This is a genomic window from Staphylococcus sp. HMSC070D05 (assembly GCF_001815595.1).
Taxonomy (GTDB): domain Bacteria; phylum Bacillota; class Bacilli; order Staphylococcales; family Staphylococcaceae; genus Staphylococcus; species Staphylococcus hominis.
The window spans coordinates 107039-128158 of record NZ_KV821157.1 but is presented as its reverse complement, the minus strand read 5'-3'; the positions used below and the strand labels follow the sequence as shown (position 1 = coordinate 128158).

The window sequence follows — 21120 nt, the reverse complement described above, 5'->3', positions numbered from 1 at the left end:
ACTTGCTTTATGTTTAAGCACAAGTCGCTTCTTTTTAAAATAAAAGTGAGTTATTTAAAGGAGTTTAATGAATGAGAGATTTACCAATTATAGCTTTAGATTTTGATTCTGAGAATCATGTTCTTGACTTTTTAGATCAATTTGATGAACCACTTTTTGTAAAAGTAGGAATGGAATTATATTATCAAACTGGACCAGCTTTAATTAAGAAAATAAAGGAACGTGGACATGATATATTTTTAGATCTTAAGTTACACGATATTCCTAATACAGTTCAAAAAGCTATGGAGGGTTTAGGTAAATTAAATGTTGATTTAGTTAACGTGCATGCTGCTGGTGGAACTGAAATGATGAAACATGCTGTAAAAGGATTACGTAAATATAATAAAACTACTAAAATAATAGCAGTGACTCAATTAACATCAACGACTGAAGAAATGCTTCATCAAGAACAAAATATTCAAACATCTATTGAAGAAGCAGTGTTGAATTATGCAAAATTAGCGCAAGAGTCAGGATTAGATGGCGTAGTATGTTCGCCATTAGAAGCTGAATTACTGACAAAGTCTCTGGGTTCTGAATTTTTAAAGGTGACGCCTGGTATCAGACCTAAAGGTGCAGCGGTGAATGATCAAAAACGTATTACAACTCCAGAAGACGCGAAACAGTTAGGTTCAACTCACATTGTAGTGGGTCGTCCGATAACTCAAAGTGAGCATCCACAAGAAAGTTATACAAAAATAAAGGAAAGTTGGTTAGGTTAATATGTCAAAACACATAGCAAAATCATTATTAGATATTGAAGCAGTAAGTTTATCACCCAATGACTTATTCACATGGAGTTCAGGCATAAAATCACCTATCTATTGTGATAATCGTATTACTTTAGGTTACCCTAAAGTACGTCAAGACATTCGTGATGGATTAAGTGAACTTATTACTGAACATTTTGGTAATGTAGAGGTTATTTCAGGAACAGCAACTGCTGGTATTCCACATGCTGCTTATATTTCTGAAAAGCTAAACTTACCAATGAACTATGTACGATCTAAAAGTAAAAGTCATGGTAAACAAAATCAAATTGAAGGTGCACAAAGTAAAAACAAAAAAGTCGTTGTCGTTGAAGATTTAATTTCAACGGGGGGATCATCAATTACTGCAGTGGAAGCTTTAAGAGAAGCAGGGGCTGAAGTCGTAGGTGTAGTTGCCATCTTTACTTATGGTCTAGCTAAAGCAGACAACATGTTCAAACAAGCTAATCTACCGTTCTATACGCTAAGTAATTATAATGAACTTATTGAAGTAGCTAAAGAAGAAGGCAAAATTTCAGAAAATGATATTCAAACATTAGTGGATTGGCGCGATAATCTCTAAGTATAGCTTAAAGGGTGATAAAGTTGTCTAAAGACAAAGATAATAATGCATTTTATAATCATTTAAAACATGTGAATCAATTTTTATACAGTGAAAAAGAATTTAAACAAACAGCACATGTGTTAACTATTAAAGAAAGTATTCAACATATGCATCACGCACAAATGGAATCTTTTGAGCATACAAGTGACTTCTTTAAAAAAGCCAAAGCACATTTACGTCAAAAAGATAAATTCTAAATATAGAAAAAAAGATACATATAAATAATGAATCAACTTGTTTATATGTATCTTTTTATATCAATCTATAATGAACTTAACGTATAAAGATTTTAATTAAAACCCATCCGATTAATAAAACGATAACCATTGCTAATAGTGGTAGAATATAATGCATCATATTAAATGCCTCCTATTATACTTTTATTTAATTTTAACTGTTTATGGAACGTTTTCAAAATTAAAGCTACTTTTAATTCAAAGTTCTTAATAGCTAACTTTTTATTATTTTAAAAAATAGTTTAAAATAGAAATTAATTATAAATTATAGGAGGATTACAATGGAAATACCTAAAGTAACACCATTTTTAATGTTTAATAATCAGGCTGAAGAAGCAGTCAATTTATATACGAGCTTATTTAAAAATAGCGAGATTTTAACAATGGTAAAATACGGAGAAGAAGGTCCTGGAGAACCTGGGACAGTTCAACATTCTATTTTTACATTAAATGGTCAAGTTTTCATGGCGATAGATGCTAATAATGGTGAAGAATTACCAATGAATCCTTCCATCTCTTTATATATTACAGTTGAAGATGCTATGGAAATGGAACATTTATTTAATGGTCTAAAAAAAGAAGGCGCTATACTTATGCCTAAAACTTCTATGCCACCATTTCGTGAGTTTGCATGGGTCCAAGATAAATTTGGAGTAAGTTTCCAACTTGCATTACCAGAAAAATAAACACTATGATATATATAATCCGTAGATGACTTAAAAAACATCTACGGATTTTTATTTTTTTAATTTTTATCCTGCTTCATACGCTGGATTTGGTCATAATCAGGTGTTGCATATAACGTTTTTTGATTATCATATGTGACAAATCCTGGTTTAGCGCCAGAAGGTTTATGGACATTTTTGATTTCTGTATAATCTACCGGTATCTGACCAGAATTTCCAGCTTTAGAGAAATAGCCCGCAAGCATTGCTGCCTCTTTTATCGTAGTCTCACTCGGTGCATCATTTAAGATGACAACATGCGAACCTGGAATATCTTTAGTATGGAACCATAGATGTGATTTTTGAGCTTTACGATTTGTTAAATAATCATTTTGCTTATTATTTTTACCTACTAAAATCGTGTCACCATCTGAAGATATATATGTTTGTAAATGGATTTTATCTTGTTTTTTCTTTTTAGTATTTTTACGTTGTTTCATAAATCCTTGTTCTGCTAATTCATCACGAATGTCATCAATTTCTTCAACTGTAATATGTTCTAATTGCTGTTCAATATTGGCAAAATAGTCAATATTTTCACGCGTAAGAGCAATTTGAAGATCAAGTTCTCTTTCTCGTGTCTTCATTCGGTTATATTGCTTATAGTAGTATTGAGCATTCACAGATGGTGATTTAGTAGGGTCTAATGGAATCGTTACTTCTTCATTAGTATAATAATTTAGAACGTTTATAGACGCGTCACCTTGTTGAATACGATAAATATTAGCAGTAATGAGTTCACCGTATAATTGTTGTGTATCTTTATCTTTAGCACTTTCGTATTCGTCTATAAGTTTACTTAACTTGTGTTGATATTTTTGTAATTGTTGTTGTACGAATCGTACTAAATCATTCGCACGTTGTTTTACACGCTCTCGCTCACCTCTAGCATCATAATAACGATCTAATAAATCATGTAACGAATCATAGATAACAATATCATCCGAGAATTGTTTTAATTTCATAAAATAGAAATCTTCTTTACCTGTTTCATGATTTTTATGAAATACTGGTACGGGTACTTTTAATGTTTGGTCAATGACTTCTTCAAAAGCTTGAGGAAGCGTATCTTGATTCATAAATGGGTAACGATTTGTAATTTCATTTGTAATTAGAGGACTAAAGCCTTCAAACGCATTGAGTAATTGTTTAGCAATTTTTCCGGCATTAAAGTCAACGAATTTGAGCACCTCATCACTTGAAACATCATATGGATTTCGTTTGTTTTGAGTAGGAGGAGCTTCATATTTGAAACCAGGCATCACTGTACGATACTGATTTGTATTTGGCGTCAAGTGTTTAAAGCCTTCTATAATTTTATACTGATCATCTACTAGTATTAAATTACTATGTTTACCCATGATTTCCAATATCACTGTTCGATATATCGTATCGCCAATTTCATCTTTACTTTCAATGTCAATTTCTACTCTACGATCATTACCTATTTGTCGTATTGATTTAACAATACCTCCCTCTAAATGCTTACGAAAGACACGTGCAAACATTGGTGGGTCAAAGGGATTATCGTACTTTTTATTGGTGAGATGCATTCTTGAAAAGTTGGGATGAATAGATAACAATAGATGATGGTTTTTACGATTTTGACGAATAATCATAATGATTGTGTCATTTTCAGGTTGATTAATTTTGTGAATTCTACCTGTTACTAAAAATTGTAGTGATTCTATTATCTTTTTTGTGAATAAGCCATCATAAGCCATAATTTTTTTCCACCTTCAGTTTTGTCATTCATTATATTGTAACATGGTAACAATAGAGCGTCATGAGTTAAGTTTATCCTAGTACACTCTATACAACGTAAACAACAATGTGATATCATATTTAAATAATAGAAGAATAGCTTAGAGAGGTCGTAAGGCATGAATAATGAAAAAGGATTACTAATTGTTCTTTCAGGTCCTTCAGGAGTAGGTAAAGGAACTGTTCGTAAAGAGATATTTGACGATCCAACTACATCGTATAAATACTCAATCTCGATGACTACGCGTCAAATGCGAGAAGGAGAAGTTAACGGTGTAGATTACTTTTTTAAAACGAAAGAAGAATTTGAAGCATTAATTCAAGAAGATCAATTTATTGAATATGCCGAATACGTAGGAAATTACTATGGGACACCTGTACAATACGTTAAAGATACAATGGCTGAAGGTCATGATGTGTTTTTAGAAATTGAAGTGGAAGGTGCGAAACAAGTAAGAAAAAAATTTCCTGACGCATTATTTATCTTTCTTGCACCGCCAAGCTTAGATCATTTGAAAGAACGTCTTATTGGTCGCGGTACAGAAACAGATGAAAAGATTCAAAGCAGAGTAAATGAAGCACGTAAAGAAGTAGAAATGATGAATCTTTACGATTATGTCGTTGTTAATGATGAAGTTCATTTGGCTAAAGAAAGAATTCAATCAATTGTAGAAGCCGAACACTTAAAAAGAGAACGCGTTGAAGCGATATATAGAAAAATGTTATTGGAGGCAAAAAAATAATGTTAAATCCACCGTTAAATCAATTACAATCACAAATTAATTCAAAATATTTAATTGCAACAACAGCTGCCAAACGTGCACGTGAATTAGACGAAAAGCCTGAAACTGCATTGCTAAATGGTTATCATTCAGCAAAACCTGTAGGTGAAGCATTAGAAGAAATCGCAAGCGGAAAAATTTCACCTGTTGTACCTGAAGAGTTTCAAGCATAAATAAAATTATTTCGTTATCAGTTAAGTTGTTGTTCTGAAATATAAGCTACCATGTATTTCAGACTTTTAAACATTTTTGCACTCTCTGATTTAATTGAAAATGTGCTTATATAAGCATTTTTTGAATCAGTTCATCTTACGGGAGTAGAACAGTGAATTAAAAATCTGTTCTACTCCCGTGTTTTTAGTTTTTCATCTTAGTTGTGTATAATAAGTTTAAAAGTGAAGACTATAAATATAACTAAAGGAGTCGAATCATGAAGAACATTCTATTAGCTGTTACAGGAGGCATTGCTGCTTATAAAGCAATTGATTTAACTAGTAAACTTACGCAAGCGAATTATGATGTAAGAGTAATGCTGACTGATCATGCACAAGAATTTGTTACACCTTTAGCCTTTCAAGCCATTAGTAGAAATCCTGTATATACCAATACATTTATTGAAGAAAATCCTGAAGAAATTCAACATGTAGCATTAGGTGATTGGGCAGACTGCATCGTTGTTGCACCTGCTACTGCTAATACTATTGCAAAATTAAGTGTAGGCATTGCTGATGATCTCGTCACATCAACGCTACTTGCTACAGAAACCCCTAAATTTATTGCTCTAGCTATGAATGTTCATATGTATGAAAATAAACGTACGCAACATAATATTTCTGTATTAAAAGACGATGGATATCGTTTTATTGAACCTGGAGATGGTTTTTTAGCATGTGGATACATTGCAAAGGGACGTATGGAGGAACCTCTTCAAATTGTTAAAATAATAAATGATTATTTTAAAGATAAGAATAAACGATCATATATATATCATACTTCTTTTGAAGGAAAACATGCTTTAGTTACTGCAGGTCCTACAATTGAAGTGATTGATCCCGTAAGATTTGTATCTAATCGTTCCTCTGGAAAAATGGGGTATGCAATTGCAGAAGCTTTAGCTAAAAGAGGTGCAAAGGTGACGCTTGTGGCAGGACCAACACAACTTGATAATCCAGAGAATGTAGAAGTCATTCATGTAGAAAGCGCAGAAGAAATGTTTAATGCAGTTATAAGTCGATATGAAGAGCAAGATATTGTTGTTAAAGCAGCAGCCGTCTCAGATTATACGCCGGCCGATGTATTGAATCATAAAATGAAAAAACAAGATGGCAATCTTTCTGTCACTTTTAAACGAACAAAAGATATTTTGAAATATTTAGGTGAACATAAAACGCATCAATACTTGGTCGGATTTGCAGCTGAAACCCAAAATATTAATGCGTATGCACAAGATAAATTAAAACGTAAAAATGCTGATGTCATTATTTCGAATAATGTAGGAGATCAGACCATTGGATTTCAATCTGATGATAATGAACTCACTATGCATTTTAAAGATGGACAACGTATTAACATAAAAAAAGGAAAGAAAGTGCAACTTGCACAACAAATTTTAGATGAACTGGAAACTAGGTGGCAATAATGATTGCGAAGGTCATTGTAGATATTCCTTCTAAGAGTGTTGATTTTAAATTTGATTATCTCGTACCTGACCATTTAAAAGACTTTATACAAGTTGGTGTAAGAGTTGTTGTACCATTTGGTCCACGCACAATTCAAGGATATGTTATGGATATCCAACAACAACCAAGTGAAGAGGTCAATATAGATAAATTGAAAGCAATTAAAGAAATTCGAGATATTCGACCAGAATTAACACCTGAACTTATCCAATTAAGTGAATGGTTGAGTCATTATCATATTTCAAAACGCATTTCAGTGTTAGAGGCAATGCTTCCAAGTGCGATTAAAGCAAAATATACTAAAGTATTTAAAATAGTCCGTCACAATGATATTGAAGATAATATATTAAAATACTTTGATAACAACGGATATTATAAGTATAAAGATGCGCAAAAAAATAATCATTTAAATATATTAAATACATTACTTGAACAACATTTAATAGAAGAAGAAACAATATTATCTCAACATACAAAAAGAAAAACACAACGTGCAGTACGAGTTGTTGAAGGATACAATCCAGATGATATATTAGCTTTACTAGAAAAGAAATTAAAACAATATGATGTGTATGCTTATCTTTTAGAAGAACATCATAGAAATGTATTTTTAAAAGAACTTGAAGATATGGGATTTTCTAAATCAAGTATAGATGGTCTCGTTAAAAAAGGTTTCCTTGAAAAGTATGATGCAGAAATTGAACGAGATCCTTTTGAAAATCGTATCTTTGAAAAAGAAGAAAAACGAATGTTAACCTCTGCACAAAATGATGCATTTCAACAAATTAAAGAAAAAATAGATCACGATACACAACGTACCTTTTTATTACACGGCGTCACAGGTTCAGGTAAAACTGAAGTTTACTTGCAAGCAATTGAAGAAGTATTAAAAAAAGATAAACAAGCCATGATGCTTGTTCCAGAAATTGCGTTGACACCACAAATGGTTTTACGCTTTAAGCGACGTTTTGGTGATGATGTAGCTGTCTTACATTCAGGTTTGTCTAATGGTGAACGATATGATGAATGGCAAAAAATTAGAGATGGAAGAGCACGTGTAAGCGTAGGTGCTAGATCAAGTATCTTTGCACCATTTAAAAACTTAGGGATTATTATTATTGATGAAGAACATGAATCAACATATAAACAAGAAGATTATCCACGTTATCATGCTAGAGACATAGCAGAATGGAGAAGTCAATTTCATCAATGCCCATTAGTATTAGGAAGTGCGACACCAAGTCTTGAATCTTATGCACGGGCAGAAAAAAATGTATATCACTTACTTACTTTACCTGAAAGAGTGAATCAACAAGCTTTACCTTCAATAGATATCATTGATATGAGAGCAGAACTAAGTTCAGGTAATCGTTCCATGTTCTCCAGAGAATTAAGACAAGCGATTCAAGATAGACTGAATAAAAATGAACAAATCGTTTTATTTTTAAATCGACGGGGTTATGCTTCATTTATGTTATGTCGAGATTGTGGATATGTCCCACAATGTCCACATTGCGATATCTCTTTAACTTATCATAAGACGACAGACCAACTAAAATGCCACTATTGCGGCTATCAAGACTTACCTCCTAATTTATGTCCTAATTGTGAAAGCCCACATATCAGACAAGTTGGGACAGGTACGCAAAGGGTAGAAGAAATTTTACAACAAGAATTTGAAGAGGCACGTATTATTCGTATGGATGTAGATACGACGTCAAGAAAAGGTGCACATGAAAAGCTATTGACTGATTTTGAAAATGGAAAAGGCGATATTTTATTAGGTACACAAATGATTGCAAAAGGTTTAGATTATCCAAATATAACATTAGTTGGTGTACTTAATGCCGACACAATGTTAAATTTGCCCGACTTTAGAGCGAGTGAAAGAACGTATCAGCTACTTACACAAGTTTCAGGTCGTGCTGGTCGTCATGAAAAACCCGGTAAAGTGATTATTCAAACATATAATCCAACTCATTATGCAATAGAAGATGTTCAAAAAAATGATTATTTAACGTTTTATCATAAAGAAATGCAATTTAGAAAATTAGGTAAATATCCACCGTATTATTATTTAATTAATTTTACTATTGCGCATAAAAATATGAAAAAAGTAATGGAAGCTGCTAAACATGTACATCAAATTTTACTGCAACATCTTTCAGAAAGAGCACTTGTACTTGGACCTTCTCCAGCGGCAATTGCTAGAATTAATAATGAACATCGTTTTCAAATATTGGTTAAATACAAGCGTGAGCCAGAATTAATTCATGCATTACAGTACTTAGATGATTATTATCATGAAGCATATATTAAAGATAAATTATCGTTAAAGATTGATATCAATCCTCAAATATTAATGTAAAAAAAGAGTTGCACCGTTTACGTTTAAATGCGTGGTGTAACTCTTTTTGTATTTACATGTTACATTGTTACGTTTCCATTTTCATCTGCTGGTCTTAGTAATGTCAGAATTGCACTGATAATTGCAATAATATGAGGAATTCCTGTCCAACAGAATAATAAATGAAGAAGACCAGACATCACTCTACCAGCATAAAATTTGTGTACGCCAAAGCCACCTAAAAAGACAGCTAGAATAATATAAATCACTTTATTGACTTCCATTCTTTATACCTCCTTAGTCTATTTAATATATTAATTGTCTTCATGATTATTTTAGATATGAAAAAAATTAAAAGCAATTAAAGTTGTCTCAGAAGAATGATGATAAGACTAAGGTCGCATTTTAATTTGAATTACGTTATAATAATATGATGAATTTTTTTCGGGAGGCGTTCTAAGTGGCAATAAAGAAATTGGTTCCATCGACACATCCTGTTTTATCTAAAAAGGCAAAAAAGATAACCACTTTTGATGAAAATTTAAAACGTTTATTATTAGATATTGAAGACACTTTATATTTTGAAGAAGCATCAGCTTTATCAGCGCCACAAATTGGTGTAAGTCAACGTGTTGCTATGATTGATATGGAAGCAGAAGGACTCTTGCAATTAATTAATCCTAAAATCAAAACAGAATCTAATGAGAAAATCATTGATTTAGAAGGTTCGGTTAATCTTCCTAATGTGTTTGGTGAGGTAGAACGTAGTAAAATGATAACTGTAGAAGCAAATGATTTAGAAGGTCACGAGATTGAATTAACTGCTTATGATGATGTAGCTAGAATGATACTACACATCATTGATCAATTAGAGGGTATTCCATTTACCGAACGTGCTATAAAAATATTGACTGAAAAAGAAGTGGAGGCTTATTTTGACAATGAGTAAGATAATTTTTATGGGAACACCAGATTTTTCAACAAAAGTACTAGAGATGTTAATCGCTGAACATGAAGTCATCGCAGTAGTTACTCAACCAGACAGACCAGTAGGGCGTAAGCGTGTATTAACGCCTCCTCCTGTAAAGAAAGTGGCAGAAACATACCATATTCCAGTATATCAACCTGAAAAGTTAAAAGATTCTAATGAGTTAAATGAACTTATGGATTTAAATCCTGATTTAATTGTAACGGCAGCATTTGGACAATTATTACCTGAAAGTCTATTAAATCTCCCTAAGTTAGGTGCTGTAAATGTACATGCCTCATTATTACCAAAATATCGAGGTGGAGCACCTATTCACCAAGCCATTATAGACGGTGAATCACAAACGGGTATTACAATCATGTATATGGTGAAAAAGTTAGATGCAGGCAATATTATTTCTCAAAAGGCCATCGACATTGAAGATGATGATAACGTAGGATCAATGCACGATAAATTAAGCTTTTTAGGTGCAGATTTATTAAAAGAAACATTACCTTCTATTATAGATGGTGCAAATGAAAGTATTCCACAAGATGATTCAAAAGCAACGTTTGCATCTAATATTAGCAGAGAAGACGAACGTATCGATTGGACTAAAAACGCTAAAGAGATACACAATCATATTCGCGGATTATCACCATGGCCAGTGGCTTATACTACTATGAATGATAAAAATTTAAAATTATATCAAGCGCATATTGAAAAAGGAAAAAACGGAGAACCAGGTGAAATTATAGAAGTCACTAAGACTGCAATTATTGTAGGAACTGGTTCTTTGGATGCTATTGCATTAACAGATATTCAATTATCTGGGAAAAAACGAATGCTTGCTGCTCAATATTTAAGTGGTGTACAAGATTCATTAGTGGGGACTAAATTAGTATGACACAATCAGTAAGAGACCTTGCATTTCATACCATTCAAGATATTTTAAACGATAATGCTTATAGCAATTTAAAAATTAACGAAGTCATTAACCAATATAATATTGCAACTGTCGATAAAGCATTGTTTACAGAATTAGTTTATGGAACAATAAAGCGTAAAATGACTTTAGATTTTTATTTAAAACCCTTTGTTAAGACTAGAATTAAAGGCTGGGTACGTCAATTATTATGGATGAGTTTATATCAATATGTCTTCCTAGATAAAATACCTAATCACGCAATTATAAATGAAGCAGTTAATATTGCTAAACGCCGTGGTGGCCAGCATAATGGGAACATTGTTAATGCTATACTTCGTCACATATTTAAAAGTGACTTACCGACATTGGAAACAATTAAGAATGAAAAGCAACGTATGAGTATTGAGTATAGTATACCAAGATGGATTATTGAGCATTGGATTACACATTATGGAATAGAAACGGCACATAAGATTGCAAAATCATTTCTAGTACAATCTGCAAGTACAGTAAGAGTGAATACAAGTCGTACGGATGTTGAAACAATAAGTAAGGCACTTTTACAAGAAGGCTATCATGTGGATATCGATCAACTCATTCCATATTGCTTACATCTTATAGGTAAACCAGTGATTGAATCTCGAGCTTTTAAAGATGGACTGATTTCCATCCAAGATAAAAGTTCAATGTTAGTAGGGTATTTAATGGATGTTCAAAAGGGGGATACCATACTAGATGCATGCAGTGCTCCGGGCGGTAAGGCTTGTCATATGGCAGAATTACTAGCATCTACAGGCCATGTAGATGCGACAGATATTCATAAGCATAAAATTGGTTTAATTAAAGAAAATATCAAAAAGTTAAAATTAAAGAATGTGTCCACTTTCGACCATGATGCAACACAACCCTATTCAGAACTATATGACAAAATTTTAGTAGATGCACCTTGTAGTGGATTAGGTGTATTAAGACATAAACCTGAAATTAAATATGTACAATCTAAGGATAGTATTAATGATCTTGTAGAAATTCAATTAAGTATATTAGATAATGTTAAATATAACTTGAAACCAGGCGGTTCACTTATTTATTCAACCTGCACAATTGAACAAATGGAAAATGAAAATGTAATTTATACATTTTTAAAAGAAAATAAAGATTTTGAATTTGAATTGATGACGCATCCTATTACTGGTGAAAAAGTAAAAACACTACAAATTTTGCCACAAGACTTTAATTCAGATGGCTTTTTCATTACTAAAATAAAAAGAAAGGAAAGTTAAGATGATAACTGCTGAAAAAAAGAAAAAAAATAAATTCTTACCAAATTTTGAAAAACAATCGATATATTCGTTAAGATATGATGAAATGCAAAATTGGTTAATTGAGCACGGACAACAAAAATTTAGAGCTAAACAAATTTTTGAATGGTTATATCAAAAGCGTGTAGACACTATTGATGAGATGACTAATTTATCTAAAGACTTAAGACAATTGTTAAAAGACAACTTTGTTATGACAACGTTAACTACCGTAGTTAAACAAGAAAGTAAAGATGGAACAATTAAGTTTTTATTTGAATTACAAGATGGTTATACCATTGAAACGGTATTAATGAGACACGATTACGGTAACTCTGTATGTGTAACGACTCAAGTTGGCTGTCGAATTGGTTGTACATTTTGTGCTTCAACTTTAGGTGGTTTAAAGCGTAACTTAGAGGCTGGCGAGATTGTATCTCAAGTACTCACAGTTCAAAAAGCACTTGATGCTACTAATGAACGTGTATCACAAATTGTTATTATGGGAATTGGTGAACCCTTCGAAAATTATGATGAAATGATGGACTTTTTAAAAATAGTCAATGATGATAATAGTTTAAACATTGGGGCGCGACATATTACAGTATCAACGTCAGGAATTATCCCACGTATTTATGACTTTGCTGATGAACAAATTCAAATTAATTTTGCAGTCAGTTTACATGCTGCTAAAGATGAAATTCGTTCAAAATTAATGCCAATTAATAGAGCGTATAATGTTGAAAAATTAATGGAAGCAATTAAATATTATCAAGAAAAAACGAATCGTCGAATTACATTTGAATATGGATTGTTTGGAGGCGTAAATGATCAACTTGAACATGCAAGAGATTTAGCACATTTAATTAAAGATTTAAACTGTCATGTAAATCTTATACCAGTCAATCATGTTCCTGAACGTAATTATGTTAAAACACCAAAAGATGATATTTTTAAATTCGAAAAAGAATTGAAACGTTTAGGCATCAATGCAACAATTAGAAGAGAACAAGGCTCAGATATAGATGCAGCATGCGGACAATTAAGAGCTAAGGAACGACAAGTAGAAACGAGGTAATCATCATGCTTAACGCACAGTTTTTCACAGATACTGGACAACATCGAGAAAAAAACGAAGACGCGGGAGGTATATTTTATAACCAAACACATCAACAATTGTTAGTGTTGTGTGATGGGATGGGTGGTCATAAAGCAGGTGAAGTTGCAAGTCAATTTGTTACTAATCAATTACAAGACTATTTTGAAAAAGAAAATTTTATTGAATTAGACCAAGCTGAGTCATGGTTAAGTAAAACATTAAAAGATATAAATCTCGAATTATTTGAATATGCTACAACGAATGAAGAATATCGTGGTATGGGCACAACGTGTGTATGTGCCCTCATATTTGATAATAAAATTGTAGTAGCAAATATTGGTGATTCTAGAGCATACGTGATTAATTCAAGAGAAATTGAACAGATTACATATGATCATTCATTTGTTAATCATTTGCTTATGACAGGACAAATTACTGAAGAAGAAGCGTTTAGTCATCCTCAACGTAATATAATTACTAAAGTAATGGGCACCGATCGTCGAGTGAGTCCTGATATTTTTACAAAGCGCATCAGTTACTATAATTATGTATTACTTAATTCTGATGGACTATCCGATTATGTAAGGAATCATGAAATAGAAATGTTAATGAATCAGTCTACATCATTAAATGAACTTGGAGAAGCACTGATACAAGCTGCCTTAGATCATCAATCTAAAGATAATGTGAGTGTACTATTAGCTGAAATTGAGGGTAATAATGTATGAACAGCAAGCTAATTAATGATCGCTATCAACTCTTAGATAAACTTGGTGGCGGAGGAATGAGTATGGTTTATCTTGCTGAAGATACTATACTTGAACGTAAAGTGGCTATTAAAGCAATTTCTATTCCACAAAACGAAAAAGATGAAACTATGAAACGTTTCTACAGAGAGGTAAATAGTGCTACACAAATTGTTCATGAAAATATCGTGGAAGTATATGATGTTGAAGAAGATGATGATAATTTCTATCTTATTATGGAATATATTGATGGACCGACACTATCTGAGTATATACATAGCCATGGTCCATTGAATATAGAAACAGCTATTGATTTTATTAAGCAAATTTTAAATGGGGTAAAACAAGCGCATGAGCAACGTATTATACACAGAGATATTAAACCTCAAAATGTGCTAATTAATAAAGATAAAATTTTAAAAATTTTTGATTTCGGCATCGCAAAAGCATTGAGTGAGACATCAATGACTCAAACAAATCATGTGCTTGGAACGGTTCAATATTTATCTCCAGAACAAGCTAAAGGAGATAAAACGAATGAAACAACCGACATCTATTCAATTGGTATAGTGTTGTATGAGATGTTAGTTGGTGAACCACCTTTTAGTGGAGAGACAGCTGTAAGTATTGCTATTAAACATATTCAAGAAACGGTTCCTAATATTACTGAAAAATATCCAAATATTCCACAATCTTTAAGTAATGTGGTACTTAAGGCGACTGAAAAAAATCCTAAAGATCGTTATCAAACGATAGAAGAAATGTATAATGATTTGAGTAGTGTGCTTATTACAAGCAGATTAAATGAAGAAAAGCATACGCGTATAAGTGATACAACTCAAACAGTACCCATTGATAAAAAAGAAATAAAAAATAAACTCGATGAAGAAAATCATAAAAAAGATATAGCACAAACGATGCAAATTCCTATTATCAATCACCATAAATTTCAAGCAAGTGAAAATAATGTATACACACCTAAACGTAAAAAACGTTCTAAAAAGAAAAAGTTCGCTATTATTTTTATTCTAGCGCTTTTATTATTAAGCTTGATTGGGTTTATCGCTTGGGGTATGCTTGGTGATAAATATGCAGAAATGCCTGATTTAACGGGTAAAACTGAAAAAGAAGCAGAAAAAGTATTAAAAGCTTCGCATTTAGAAATAGGACATATATCTAGAGAATATAATGATGAATATCCCGAAAATAAAATTATTAACTCCAATCCTAAAGCAGGAGAACGTGTTAACCAACAAGAAAAAGTAGATGTTGTGTTATCAAAAGGCCCAGAAAAGATCAATATGCCTAATGTGATCGGGATAAAAAAAGAAGATGCTATAAAAAAACTTAAAGATCATAAATTAAATCATGTGACAATTAATCAAGAATATAATAGTCACATGCCAAAAGGATATATTTTCAAGCAAAATATTAACCCTAATGAATCGGTGAAAATTAACGATCATTATATTGTACTGACTGAATCGTTAGGTGTAAAAAAAGTTTACGTCAAAGACTATGAAAATAAAAACTATCAAAATGCAAAAAAAGAATTAGAGGCGATGGGTCTAAAAGTACAAGTTAAAACGACTCATAGTGATACTAAAGATAAGGATATCATTATTTCACAATCTCCAAAGCAGACTGAAGTAAATGAAGGAAGTACAGTAGAACTTATGATTTCTAAGGGTAAAGATAAAAAAGAAGATTCAAAAGAGGACACAGATTCTTCTGATGATAAGAAAGATAAACATACGACAAGCGTAAAAAATTATACGGAAACTTATCATATTCCTTATACTGGAAATGATGGAAAAAGCCAGAAGGTAAAGATTTATATTAGAGATAAAAATAATAGTGGTACACAGGTAAGTCAAACATACCATATTCACAAAGATAAAATCATTACGATTCCATTAAAAATTGAACAAGGTGATTCTGCTGGATATACGATTGAAGTAGATGACAATGTTATTGCAGATAAAGATATTGACTACGAATAAATTTCAAATATCAGAATAAGAGTAAGATAGTAATGATAGGTTATGCATCGTTTACTGTTTATACATTAATATGTAGTTTATGATATAAATGATGTCAATTTTAAAAGACAATTTCTATTGAAATAATATAGAAATTGTCTTTTTTAACAACTATAATTTTATTATGTAAAGTCAATTTTTTGAGCGATTTCAATATCTTTCTATCCTTATCATTGCGATGATGGTATAGAATATATATATTATTAATTCTATGTTTGCTATAATGACATAAATATAAATACTTAATTTGAGGTGTTAATTTGGAAACAGGACGTATTGTTAAACTAATTAGTGGAGTATATCAAGTAGATGTAGGTGGAAAAAAATATAATACTAAACCTCGTGGTCTTTTTAGAAAGAAAAAATTTTCTCCTGTAGTAGGAGATATCGTTGACTTTGACATTCAAAATGAAAATGAAGGTTATATTCACCACGTGCATGAACGCCACAATGCATTAAAGCGTCCTCCAGTAAGTAATATTGATGGTCTGATTATTGTAATGAGTGCTGTTGAACCTAATTTTTCAACACAATTGTTAGACAGATTTTTAGTGATTGCCCATTCTTACAACTTATCTCCTAGTATATTAGTCACTAAAAAAGATATTGCTAGTAAAACGCAAATCAATCATATCGAAACAATACTAAATACATATAAGGAAATAGGATATTCGGTTCAATTTGTAGGTAAAGAAACTGATAAAGTTGATATTGTGAATACCTGGTCCAATGGTTTAATTGTGCTAAGTGGACAATCTGGTGTTGGGAAATCAACGTTTATAAATGCGTTTAAACCAGAATTAAATCTTGAAACAAATGGTATTTCTAAATCACTTAATCGAGGTAAACATACAACAAGACATGTAGAGCTATTTGAAAGAGAAAATGGTTTTATAGCAGATACACCTGGTTTTAGTGCACTTGATTTTGATCATATTGAAAAAGATGATGTAAAGTATTATTTTAAAGAAATTAATGCTTTTGGAAATGATTGTAAATTTAGAAATTGTAATCATATTAAAGAACCTAATTGCAATGTTAAACATCAATTAGAAAATAATAATTTAGCACGATTTCGTTATGAACACTATTTACAATTAGTTAACGAAATTTCGAATAGAAAGGTTAGATATTAATGAGACACATTTTTCCTTCTTTATTATCAGTCGATTTTTTGAATTTAAAACATGAAATACAATTATTAGAAGAAGCAGGCGTTGACGGTCTACATTTTGATGTCATGGATGGTCAATTTGTACCTAATATATCAATTGGATTACCCATATTAGATGCAGTAAGATCAACTACACAATTACCAATTGATGTACATCTCATGATTGAGAATCCTGAAAACTATATTGAGACATTTGCAAAACGGGGGGCAGACATGATTTCAGTCCATATTGAATCAACCCCTCATATTCATCGTGCTATTCAACTTATCAAAAGTCTAGATAAAAAAGCAGGTGTAGTAATTAATCCAGGTACCCCTGTAGATATGGTCGTACCTGTTCTTCCTATGGTGGATTATGTTTTAGTAATGACGGTTAATCCTGGATTTGGTGGACAAACATTTATCGACATGTGTGCTTCAAAAATTAAGTTATTAAATGATTTGAAGTCATCTTTTAATTTAAATTTTGATATTGAAGTCGATGGTGGTATAAATGATAAAACAATAGATATTTGTGCAAAACATGGGGCTAACCTTTTTGTTACAGGTTCATACTTTTTTAACCAAGATGATTATAAAACAGTGACTAAAATATTGAGAGGTTGAGATAATGAAAATTAATTTACTATGTGGAGATCGTCATTTACCACCTCATATTTTTTCAAAATTATCAACTGAACCTTGGGGTGGAATAGATCGTGGGGCTTTAATTCTTTCTGAACAAAATATTGTACCTGTTTTTTCAGTGGGCGATTTTGACTCTGTCAATGATGAAGAAAGAGAAATTTTAAAAAAAACATTAAATATTCATCCGGTTAAAGCTGAAAAAGATGATACTGATTTAGCATTAGGCGTAGAACAAGCCATTCAAAAGGGATATACAGAAATAGATATCTATGGAGCAACGGGTGGAAGATTAGACCATTTTATGGGAACATTACAAATTCTTTTCAAGTCAGTCTATATAAAGAAAGAAATTATAATTAAAGTAATAGATAAGCAAAATGAAATCATGCTACTTAATACTGGGACACATCAACTTCATAAATCTGATAAATATCAATATGTTTCATTTATTCCAGTAAATGGAAAAGTGATATTATCTTTATCTGGGTTTAAATATAATTTAAATCATCAGCACTTAGAAATAGGTTCTACACTGACGATTTCTAATGAAGTCAATCGATCAATAGCAATTATCGAGGTTGAAAAAGGTCAAGTATTGCAAATGAGAAGTAGAGATTTAGAGTAATAAAAAATGCCTTCACCACATATGAAGGCATTTTTAGTGCAATTATATTTATTAAACTCTAGTAACTTTACCAGATTTTAAAGCACGAGCAGAAACCCAAACTTTTTTAGGTTTACCGTCAACTAAAATTCTAACTTTTTGAAGGTTAGCGTTAAATCTGCGTTTGTTCGCATTTAAAGCGTGTGAACGATTATTACCAGTCGTAGCTTTACGACCTGTTACGTAACATTGTTTACCCATCAAAGTACCTCCTTTAATAAATATAAATACACTTAACTACTTATATACTTTAAATAAGATACCATATATCAATATTTAAAGCAATAAAATCATATGTAATTTATGATAATTGTTTTGAAAATGTAAATCTATGGTATAATTAACTATTGTGGAGTTATTATAATATATTTTTATGTAGATTGGCTTATTTATAAAATAGTTATCTTTATCATATATGTATACATCATTTTTAAATATGATTTTAACCATAATTCAGGAGGATAATGAAGATGACATTAGAAATCTTAAATGACTATGGCAAAATTGATATCTCAAATGAGGTCATTGCTTCTGTTGTAGGAAGTAAAGCTGTAGAAAGTTATGGCATTGTTGGTATGGCATCGAGACAACAAGTAAGAGACGGTATTGCTGAAATATTAGGACATGAGAATTACGCTAAAGGCATTGTTGTTAAAGAAGATAATGGTGTGATTGATATAGATATGTACATCATTGTAAGTTATGGTGTCAAAATTTCTGAAGTAGCTAACAATGTACAATCATCAGTAAAATATACACTCGAAAATTCACTTAATATTAAAGTGAATTCTATTAATATTTTTGTACAAGGTGTAAGACTTAATAACAAGGGCAAGAAGGTATAGGAGGACAAAGCACGATGATTAGCAAAATTAATGGTAAATTATTTGCCGATATGATTATACAAGGGGCACACAATTTATCTAATAATGCAGATTTAGTTGATTCCCTTAATGTATACCCGGTACCTGATGGTGATACAGGAACAAACATGAATTTAACAATCACCTCAGGTCGCGAAGAAGTTGAAAATAATTTATCTCAAAGTATTGGTGAATTAGGTAAAACTTTTTCTAAAGGACTTTTAATGGGAGCACGTGGTAACTCTGGAGTTATTTTATCTCAATTATTTAGAGGATTTTGCAACAATATTGAAGATGAAAAGGAAATTAATGCTCAACAATTTGCTAGTAGTTTTCAAGCAGGTGTAGATACAGCTTATAAAGCAGTCATGAAACCAGTTGAGGGAACTATTTTGACTGTTGCCAAAGATGCAGCGAATGCAGCTATGACTAAAGCAGAAGAAACAGATGATTGCATTAAAGTAATGGAATATACAATCGAAAAAGCTGAGCAATCTTTAAATAATACGCCAAATTTATTAGCAGTTTTAAAAGAAGTAGGCGTAGTGGATAGTGGCGGTAAAGGTTTATTGTGTGTCTACGAAGGCTTTTTAAAAGGACTAAAAGGCGAAAAAGTTGAAGCTAACAAACAAAAATTAGACACAGAAAATTTAGTTCATGAAGAACACGATTTTCATGGGGTTATTAACACAGAAGATATTAAGTTCGGTTATTGTACTGAAATGATGGTACGCTTTGGAAAAGATAAAAAAGAATTTAATGAACAAACATTCAGAAATGACATGAGCGAATTTGGTGATTCGTTATTAGTTATTAACGATGATGAAATAGTTAAAGTCCATGTACATACAGAAACACCAGGTGAAGTGTTCAATTATGGACAACAATATGGTGAACTTATTAAATTAAAAGTAGAAAATATGCGTGAACAACATCGTGAAGTCATTAGAAAAGAACAAAGTCATCAACAAGAAACAGCTTCGCAACAATCTAAAACAGTTGAAACAGCAGTAATTGCCATTTCAATGGGTGAAGGTATCTCTGAGTTGTTCACTTCAATGGGTGCGACACACATTATTAGTGGTGGACAAACAATGAATCCTTCTACAGAGGATATTGTTAAGGTGATTGAACAGTCTGAATGTCAGCGTGCAATTATCTTGCCAAATAATAAAAATATTAGAATGTCTAGTGATCAGGCAGCACAACTTGTTAAAGCTGACACAGTAGTCATTCCGACTACATCTATTCCTCAAGGTATTGCAGCACTTTTCCAATATGATGTTGCATCTACGTTAGAAGAAAATGCGTCTCATATGAATACTGCGTTAGAAACCGTTAAATCTGGCTCAATTACATTTGCTGTCAGAGATACTAAGATTGATGGTGTAGATATTAAAAAAGATGAATTTATGGGATTAGCTGAAAGTAAAATTGTGACTAGTAATGCAGATGAATTTAAAACTATTACTGGCTTATTAAGTACATTGTTAAATGAAGAAAGTGAAATATTAACAGTGATTACTGGTGAAGATGCACAATCTGATATGACAACTCAATTAGAAGAATGGGTAGAAAATGAATATCCAGATGTTGAAATAGAAATTCATAAAGGTGATCAACCAATTTATCCATATTTATTTGCTGTAGAATAAAGTGAGATTTCATAGTGGGAGTGATAACGATGAAATGATTGTCGTTGTCACTCCCCATTTTATATTTAAGAAAAGTATTGAAAAATAGGACAATGGAGAATTTAC

At 31.7% G+C, this 21120-nt stretch carries 22 protein-coding genes; 19 read left to right on the top strand and 3 right to left on the bottom strand.

Translation table 11 applies throughout. The features are described from left to right. Window positions 1-71: 71 nt before the first annotated feature. The 4 genes from pyrF to HMPREF3046_RS10015 all read left to right on the top strand — a co-directional run bounded on the left by pyrF (window position 72) and on the right by HMPREF3046_RS10015 (window position 2338). A complete protein-coding gene (pyrF, locus tag HMPREF3046_RS10030) occupies window positions 72-764 on the top strand; it encodes an orotidine-5'-phosphate decarboxylase (RefSeq protein ID WP_070719242.1) in 693 nt (230 codons plus the stop codon). A 1-nt stretch (window position 765) separates the two neighbouring features. Continuing rightward, the gene (pyrE, locus tag HMPREF3046_RS10025; RefSeq protein ID WP_070719240.1) at window positions 766-1374 is read left to right on the top strand and encodes an orotate phosphoribosyltransferase; all 609 of its coding nucleotides are present in this window, start codon (window positions 766-768) and stop codon (window positions 1372-1374) included. A 14-nt stretch (window positions 1375-1388) separates the two neighbouring features. Next, window positions 1389-1613 (top strand): hypothetical protein, encoded by a 225-nt coding sequence (locus tag HMPREF3046_RS10020; protein WP_256278230.1) that lies wholly within the window; start codon window positions 1389-1391, stop codon window positions 1611-1613. A gap of 320 nt (window positions 1614-1933) precedes the next feature. Beyond that, window positions 1934-2338: a VOC family protein gene (locus HMPREF3046_RS10015; RefSeq protein WP_070719237.1), complete on the top strand. Its 405-nt coding sequence runs from the start codon at window positions 1934-1936 to the stop codon at window positions 2336-2338. Between the two features lie 59 nt (window positions 2339-2397). Here the strand turns inward: HMPREF3046_RS10015 and HMPREF3046_RS10010 are convergent, their stop codons facing one another. After that, window positions 2398-4101 (bottom strand): Rqc2 family fibronectin-binding protein, encoded by a 1704-nt coding sequence (locus HMPREF3046_RS10010; RefSeq protein WP_070719235.1) that lies wholly within the window; start codon window positions 4099-4101, stop codon window positions 2398-2400. Between the two features lie 159 nt (window positions 4102-4260). Between HMPREF3046_RS10010 and gmk the strand changes: the two genes are divergently transcribed. From gmk to priA, 4 genes are all read left to right on the top strand, one after another. Next, complete coding sequence (gmk, locus tag HMPREF3046_RS10005; protein ID WP_070719233.1) at window positions 4261-4884, top strand: guanylate kinase; 624 nt, start codon at window positions 4261-4263, stop codon at window positions 4882-4884. Further along, window positions 4884-5096 carry a DNA-directed RNA polymerase subunit omega gene (gene rpoZ, locus HMPREF3046_RS10000; RefSeq protein WP_002448867.1) on the top strand — a complete coding sequence of 71 codons (213 nt, stop codon included), beginning with the start codon at window positions 4884-4886 and terminating at the stop codon, window positions 5094-5096. Before gmk ends, rpoZ begins: the two co-directional genes overlap by 1 nt. Before the next feature lie 257 nt (window positions 5097-5353). After that, on the top strand, window positions 5354-6562 hold the full coding sequence (coaBC, locus tag HMPREF3046_RS09995) for a bifunctional phosphopantothenoylcysteine decarboxylase/phosphopantothenate--cysteine ligase CoaBC (protein WP_070719232.1): 1209 nt from the start codon (window positions 5354-5356) through the stop codon (window positions 6560-6562). Next, complete coding sequence (gene priA, locus HMPREF3046_RS09990) at window positions 6562-8970, top strand: primosomal protein N' (RefSeq protein WP_070719229.1); 2409 nt, start codon at window positions 6562-6564, stop codon at window positions 8968-8970. The genes coaBC and priA overlap by 1 nt, the downstream gene beginning before the upstream one ends. 59 nt (window positions 8971-9029) lie before the next feature. Here priA and HMPREF3046_RS09985 read toward each other — a convergent pair whose 3' ends face one another. Next, window positions 9030-9233, bottom strand: coding sequence for a TM2 domain-containing protein (locus HMPREF3046_RS09985; protein ID WP_070719227.1), 204 nt, complete (start codon window positions 9231-9233; stop codon window positions 9030-9032). Window positions 9234-9409: 176 nt separating this feature from the next. On the opposite strand from HMPREF3046_RS09985, the gene HMPREF3046_RS09980 reads away from it, so the two are divergent. The 9 genes from HMPREF3046_RS09980 (at window position 9410) to HMPREF3046_RS09940 (ending at window position 18458) form a co-directional block, all read left to right on the top strand. After that, window positions 9410-9898 carry a peptide deformylase gene (locus tag HMPREF3046_RS09980; protein WP_070719222.1) on the top strand — a complete coding sequence of 163 codons (489 nt, stop codon included), beginning with the start codon at window positions 9410-9412 and terminating at the stop codon, window positions 9896-9898. Continuing rightward, the gene (gene fmt, locus HMPREF3046_RS09975; protein WP_070719292.1) at window positions 9891-10823 is read left to right on the top strand and encodes a methionyl-tRNA formyltransferase; all 933 of its coding nucleotides are present in this window, start codon (window positions 9891-9893) and stop codon (window positions 10821-10823) included. The genes HMPREF3046_RS09980 and fmt overlap by 8 nt, the downstream gene beginning before the upstream one ends. Further along, window positions 10820-12127, top strand: a complete 1308-nt coding sequence (gene rsmB / locus HMPREF3046_RS09970; protein WP_070719221.1) for a 16S rRNA (cytosine(967)-C(5))-methyltransferase RsmB — start codon at window positions 10820-10822, stop codon at window positions 12125-12127. The genes fmt and rsmB overlap by 4 nt, the downstream gene beginning before the upstream one ends. 1 nt (window position 12128) lies before the next feature. Further along, window positions 12129-13223: a dual-specificity RNA methyltransferase RlmN gene (gene rlmN, locus HMPREF3046_RS09965; RefSeq protein ID WP_017174571.1), complete on the top strand. Its 1095-nt coding sequence runs from the start codon at window positions 12129-12131 to the stop codon at window positions 13221-13223. A 5-nt stretch (window positions 13224-13228) separates the two neighbouring features. Further along, complete coding sequence (locus tag HMPREF3046_RS09960; protein ID WP_070719218.1) at window positions 13229-13972, top strand: Stp1/IreP family PP2C-type Ser/Thr phosphatase; 744 nt, start codon at window positions 13229-13231, stop codon at window positions 13970-13972. Further along, complete coding sequence (pknB, locus tag HMPREF3046_RS09955) at window positions 13969-15993, top strand: Stk1 family PASTA domain-containing Ser/Thr kinase (RefSeq protein ID WP_070719215.1); 2025 nt, start codon at window positions 13969-13971, stop codon at window positions 15991-15993. The genes HMPREF3046_RS09960 and pknB overlap by 4 nt, the downstream gene beginning before the upstream one ends. A 299-nt stretch (window positions 15994-16292) precedes the next feature. Then, a complete protein-coding gene (gene rsgA / locus HMPREF3046_RS09950) occupies window positions 16293-17168 on the top strand; it encodes a ribosome small subunit-dependent GTPase A (RefSeq protein WP_070719213.1) in 876 nt (291 codons plus the stop codon). Beyond that, window positions 17168-17812 (top strand): ribulose-phosphate 3-epimerase, encoded by a 645-nt coding sequence (rpe, locus tag HMPREF3046_RS09945; RefSeq protein ID WP_070719212.1) that lies wholly within the window; start codon window positions 17168-17170, stop codon window positions 17810-17812. The genes rsgA and rpe overlap by 1 nt, the downstream gene beginning before the upstream one ends. A gap of 4 nt (window positions 17813-17816) precedes the next feature. Continuing rightward, the gene (locus HMPREF3046_RS09940) at window positions 17817-18458 is read left to right on the top strand and encodes a thiamine diphosphokinase (RefSeq protein ID WP_070719210.1); all 642 of its coding nucleotides are present in this window, start codon (window positions 17817-17819) and stop codon (window positions 18456-18458) included. A gap of 51 nt (window positions 18459-18509) precedes the next feature. Here the strand turns inward: HMPREF3046_RS09940 and rpmB are convergent, their stop codons facing one another. Next, window positions 18510-18698, bottom strand: a complete 189-nt coding sequence (gene rpmB, locus HMPREF3046_RS09935; RefSeq protein ID WP_002448748.1) for a 50S ribosomal protein L28 — start codon at window positions 18696-18698, stop codon at window positions 18510-18512. 269 nt (window positions 18699-18967) lie between these two features. Here rpmB and HMPREF3046_RS09930 point away from each other — a divergent pair, with 269 nt between their 5' ends. Continuing rightward, the gene (locus HMPREF3046_RS09930; RefSeq protein WP_070719209.1) at window positions 18968-19342 is read left to right on the top strand and encodes an Asp23/Gls24 family envelope stress response protein; all 375 of its coding nucleotides are present in this window, start codon (window positions 18968-18970) and stop codon (window positions 19340-19342) included. A 14-nt stretch (window positions 19343-19356) separates the two neighbouring features. Then, window positions 19357-21015 carry a fatty acid kinase catalytic subunit FakA gene (gene fakA, locus HMPREF3046_RS09925; RefSeq protein WP_070719207.1) on the top strand — a complete coding sequence of 553 codons (1659 nt, stop codon included), beginning with the start codon at window positions 19357-19359 and terminating at the stop codon, window positions 21013-21015. Window positions 21016-21120: the final 105 nt, after the last annotated feature.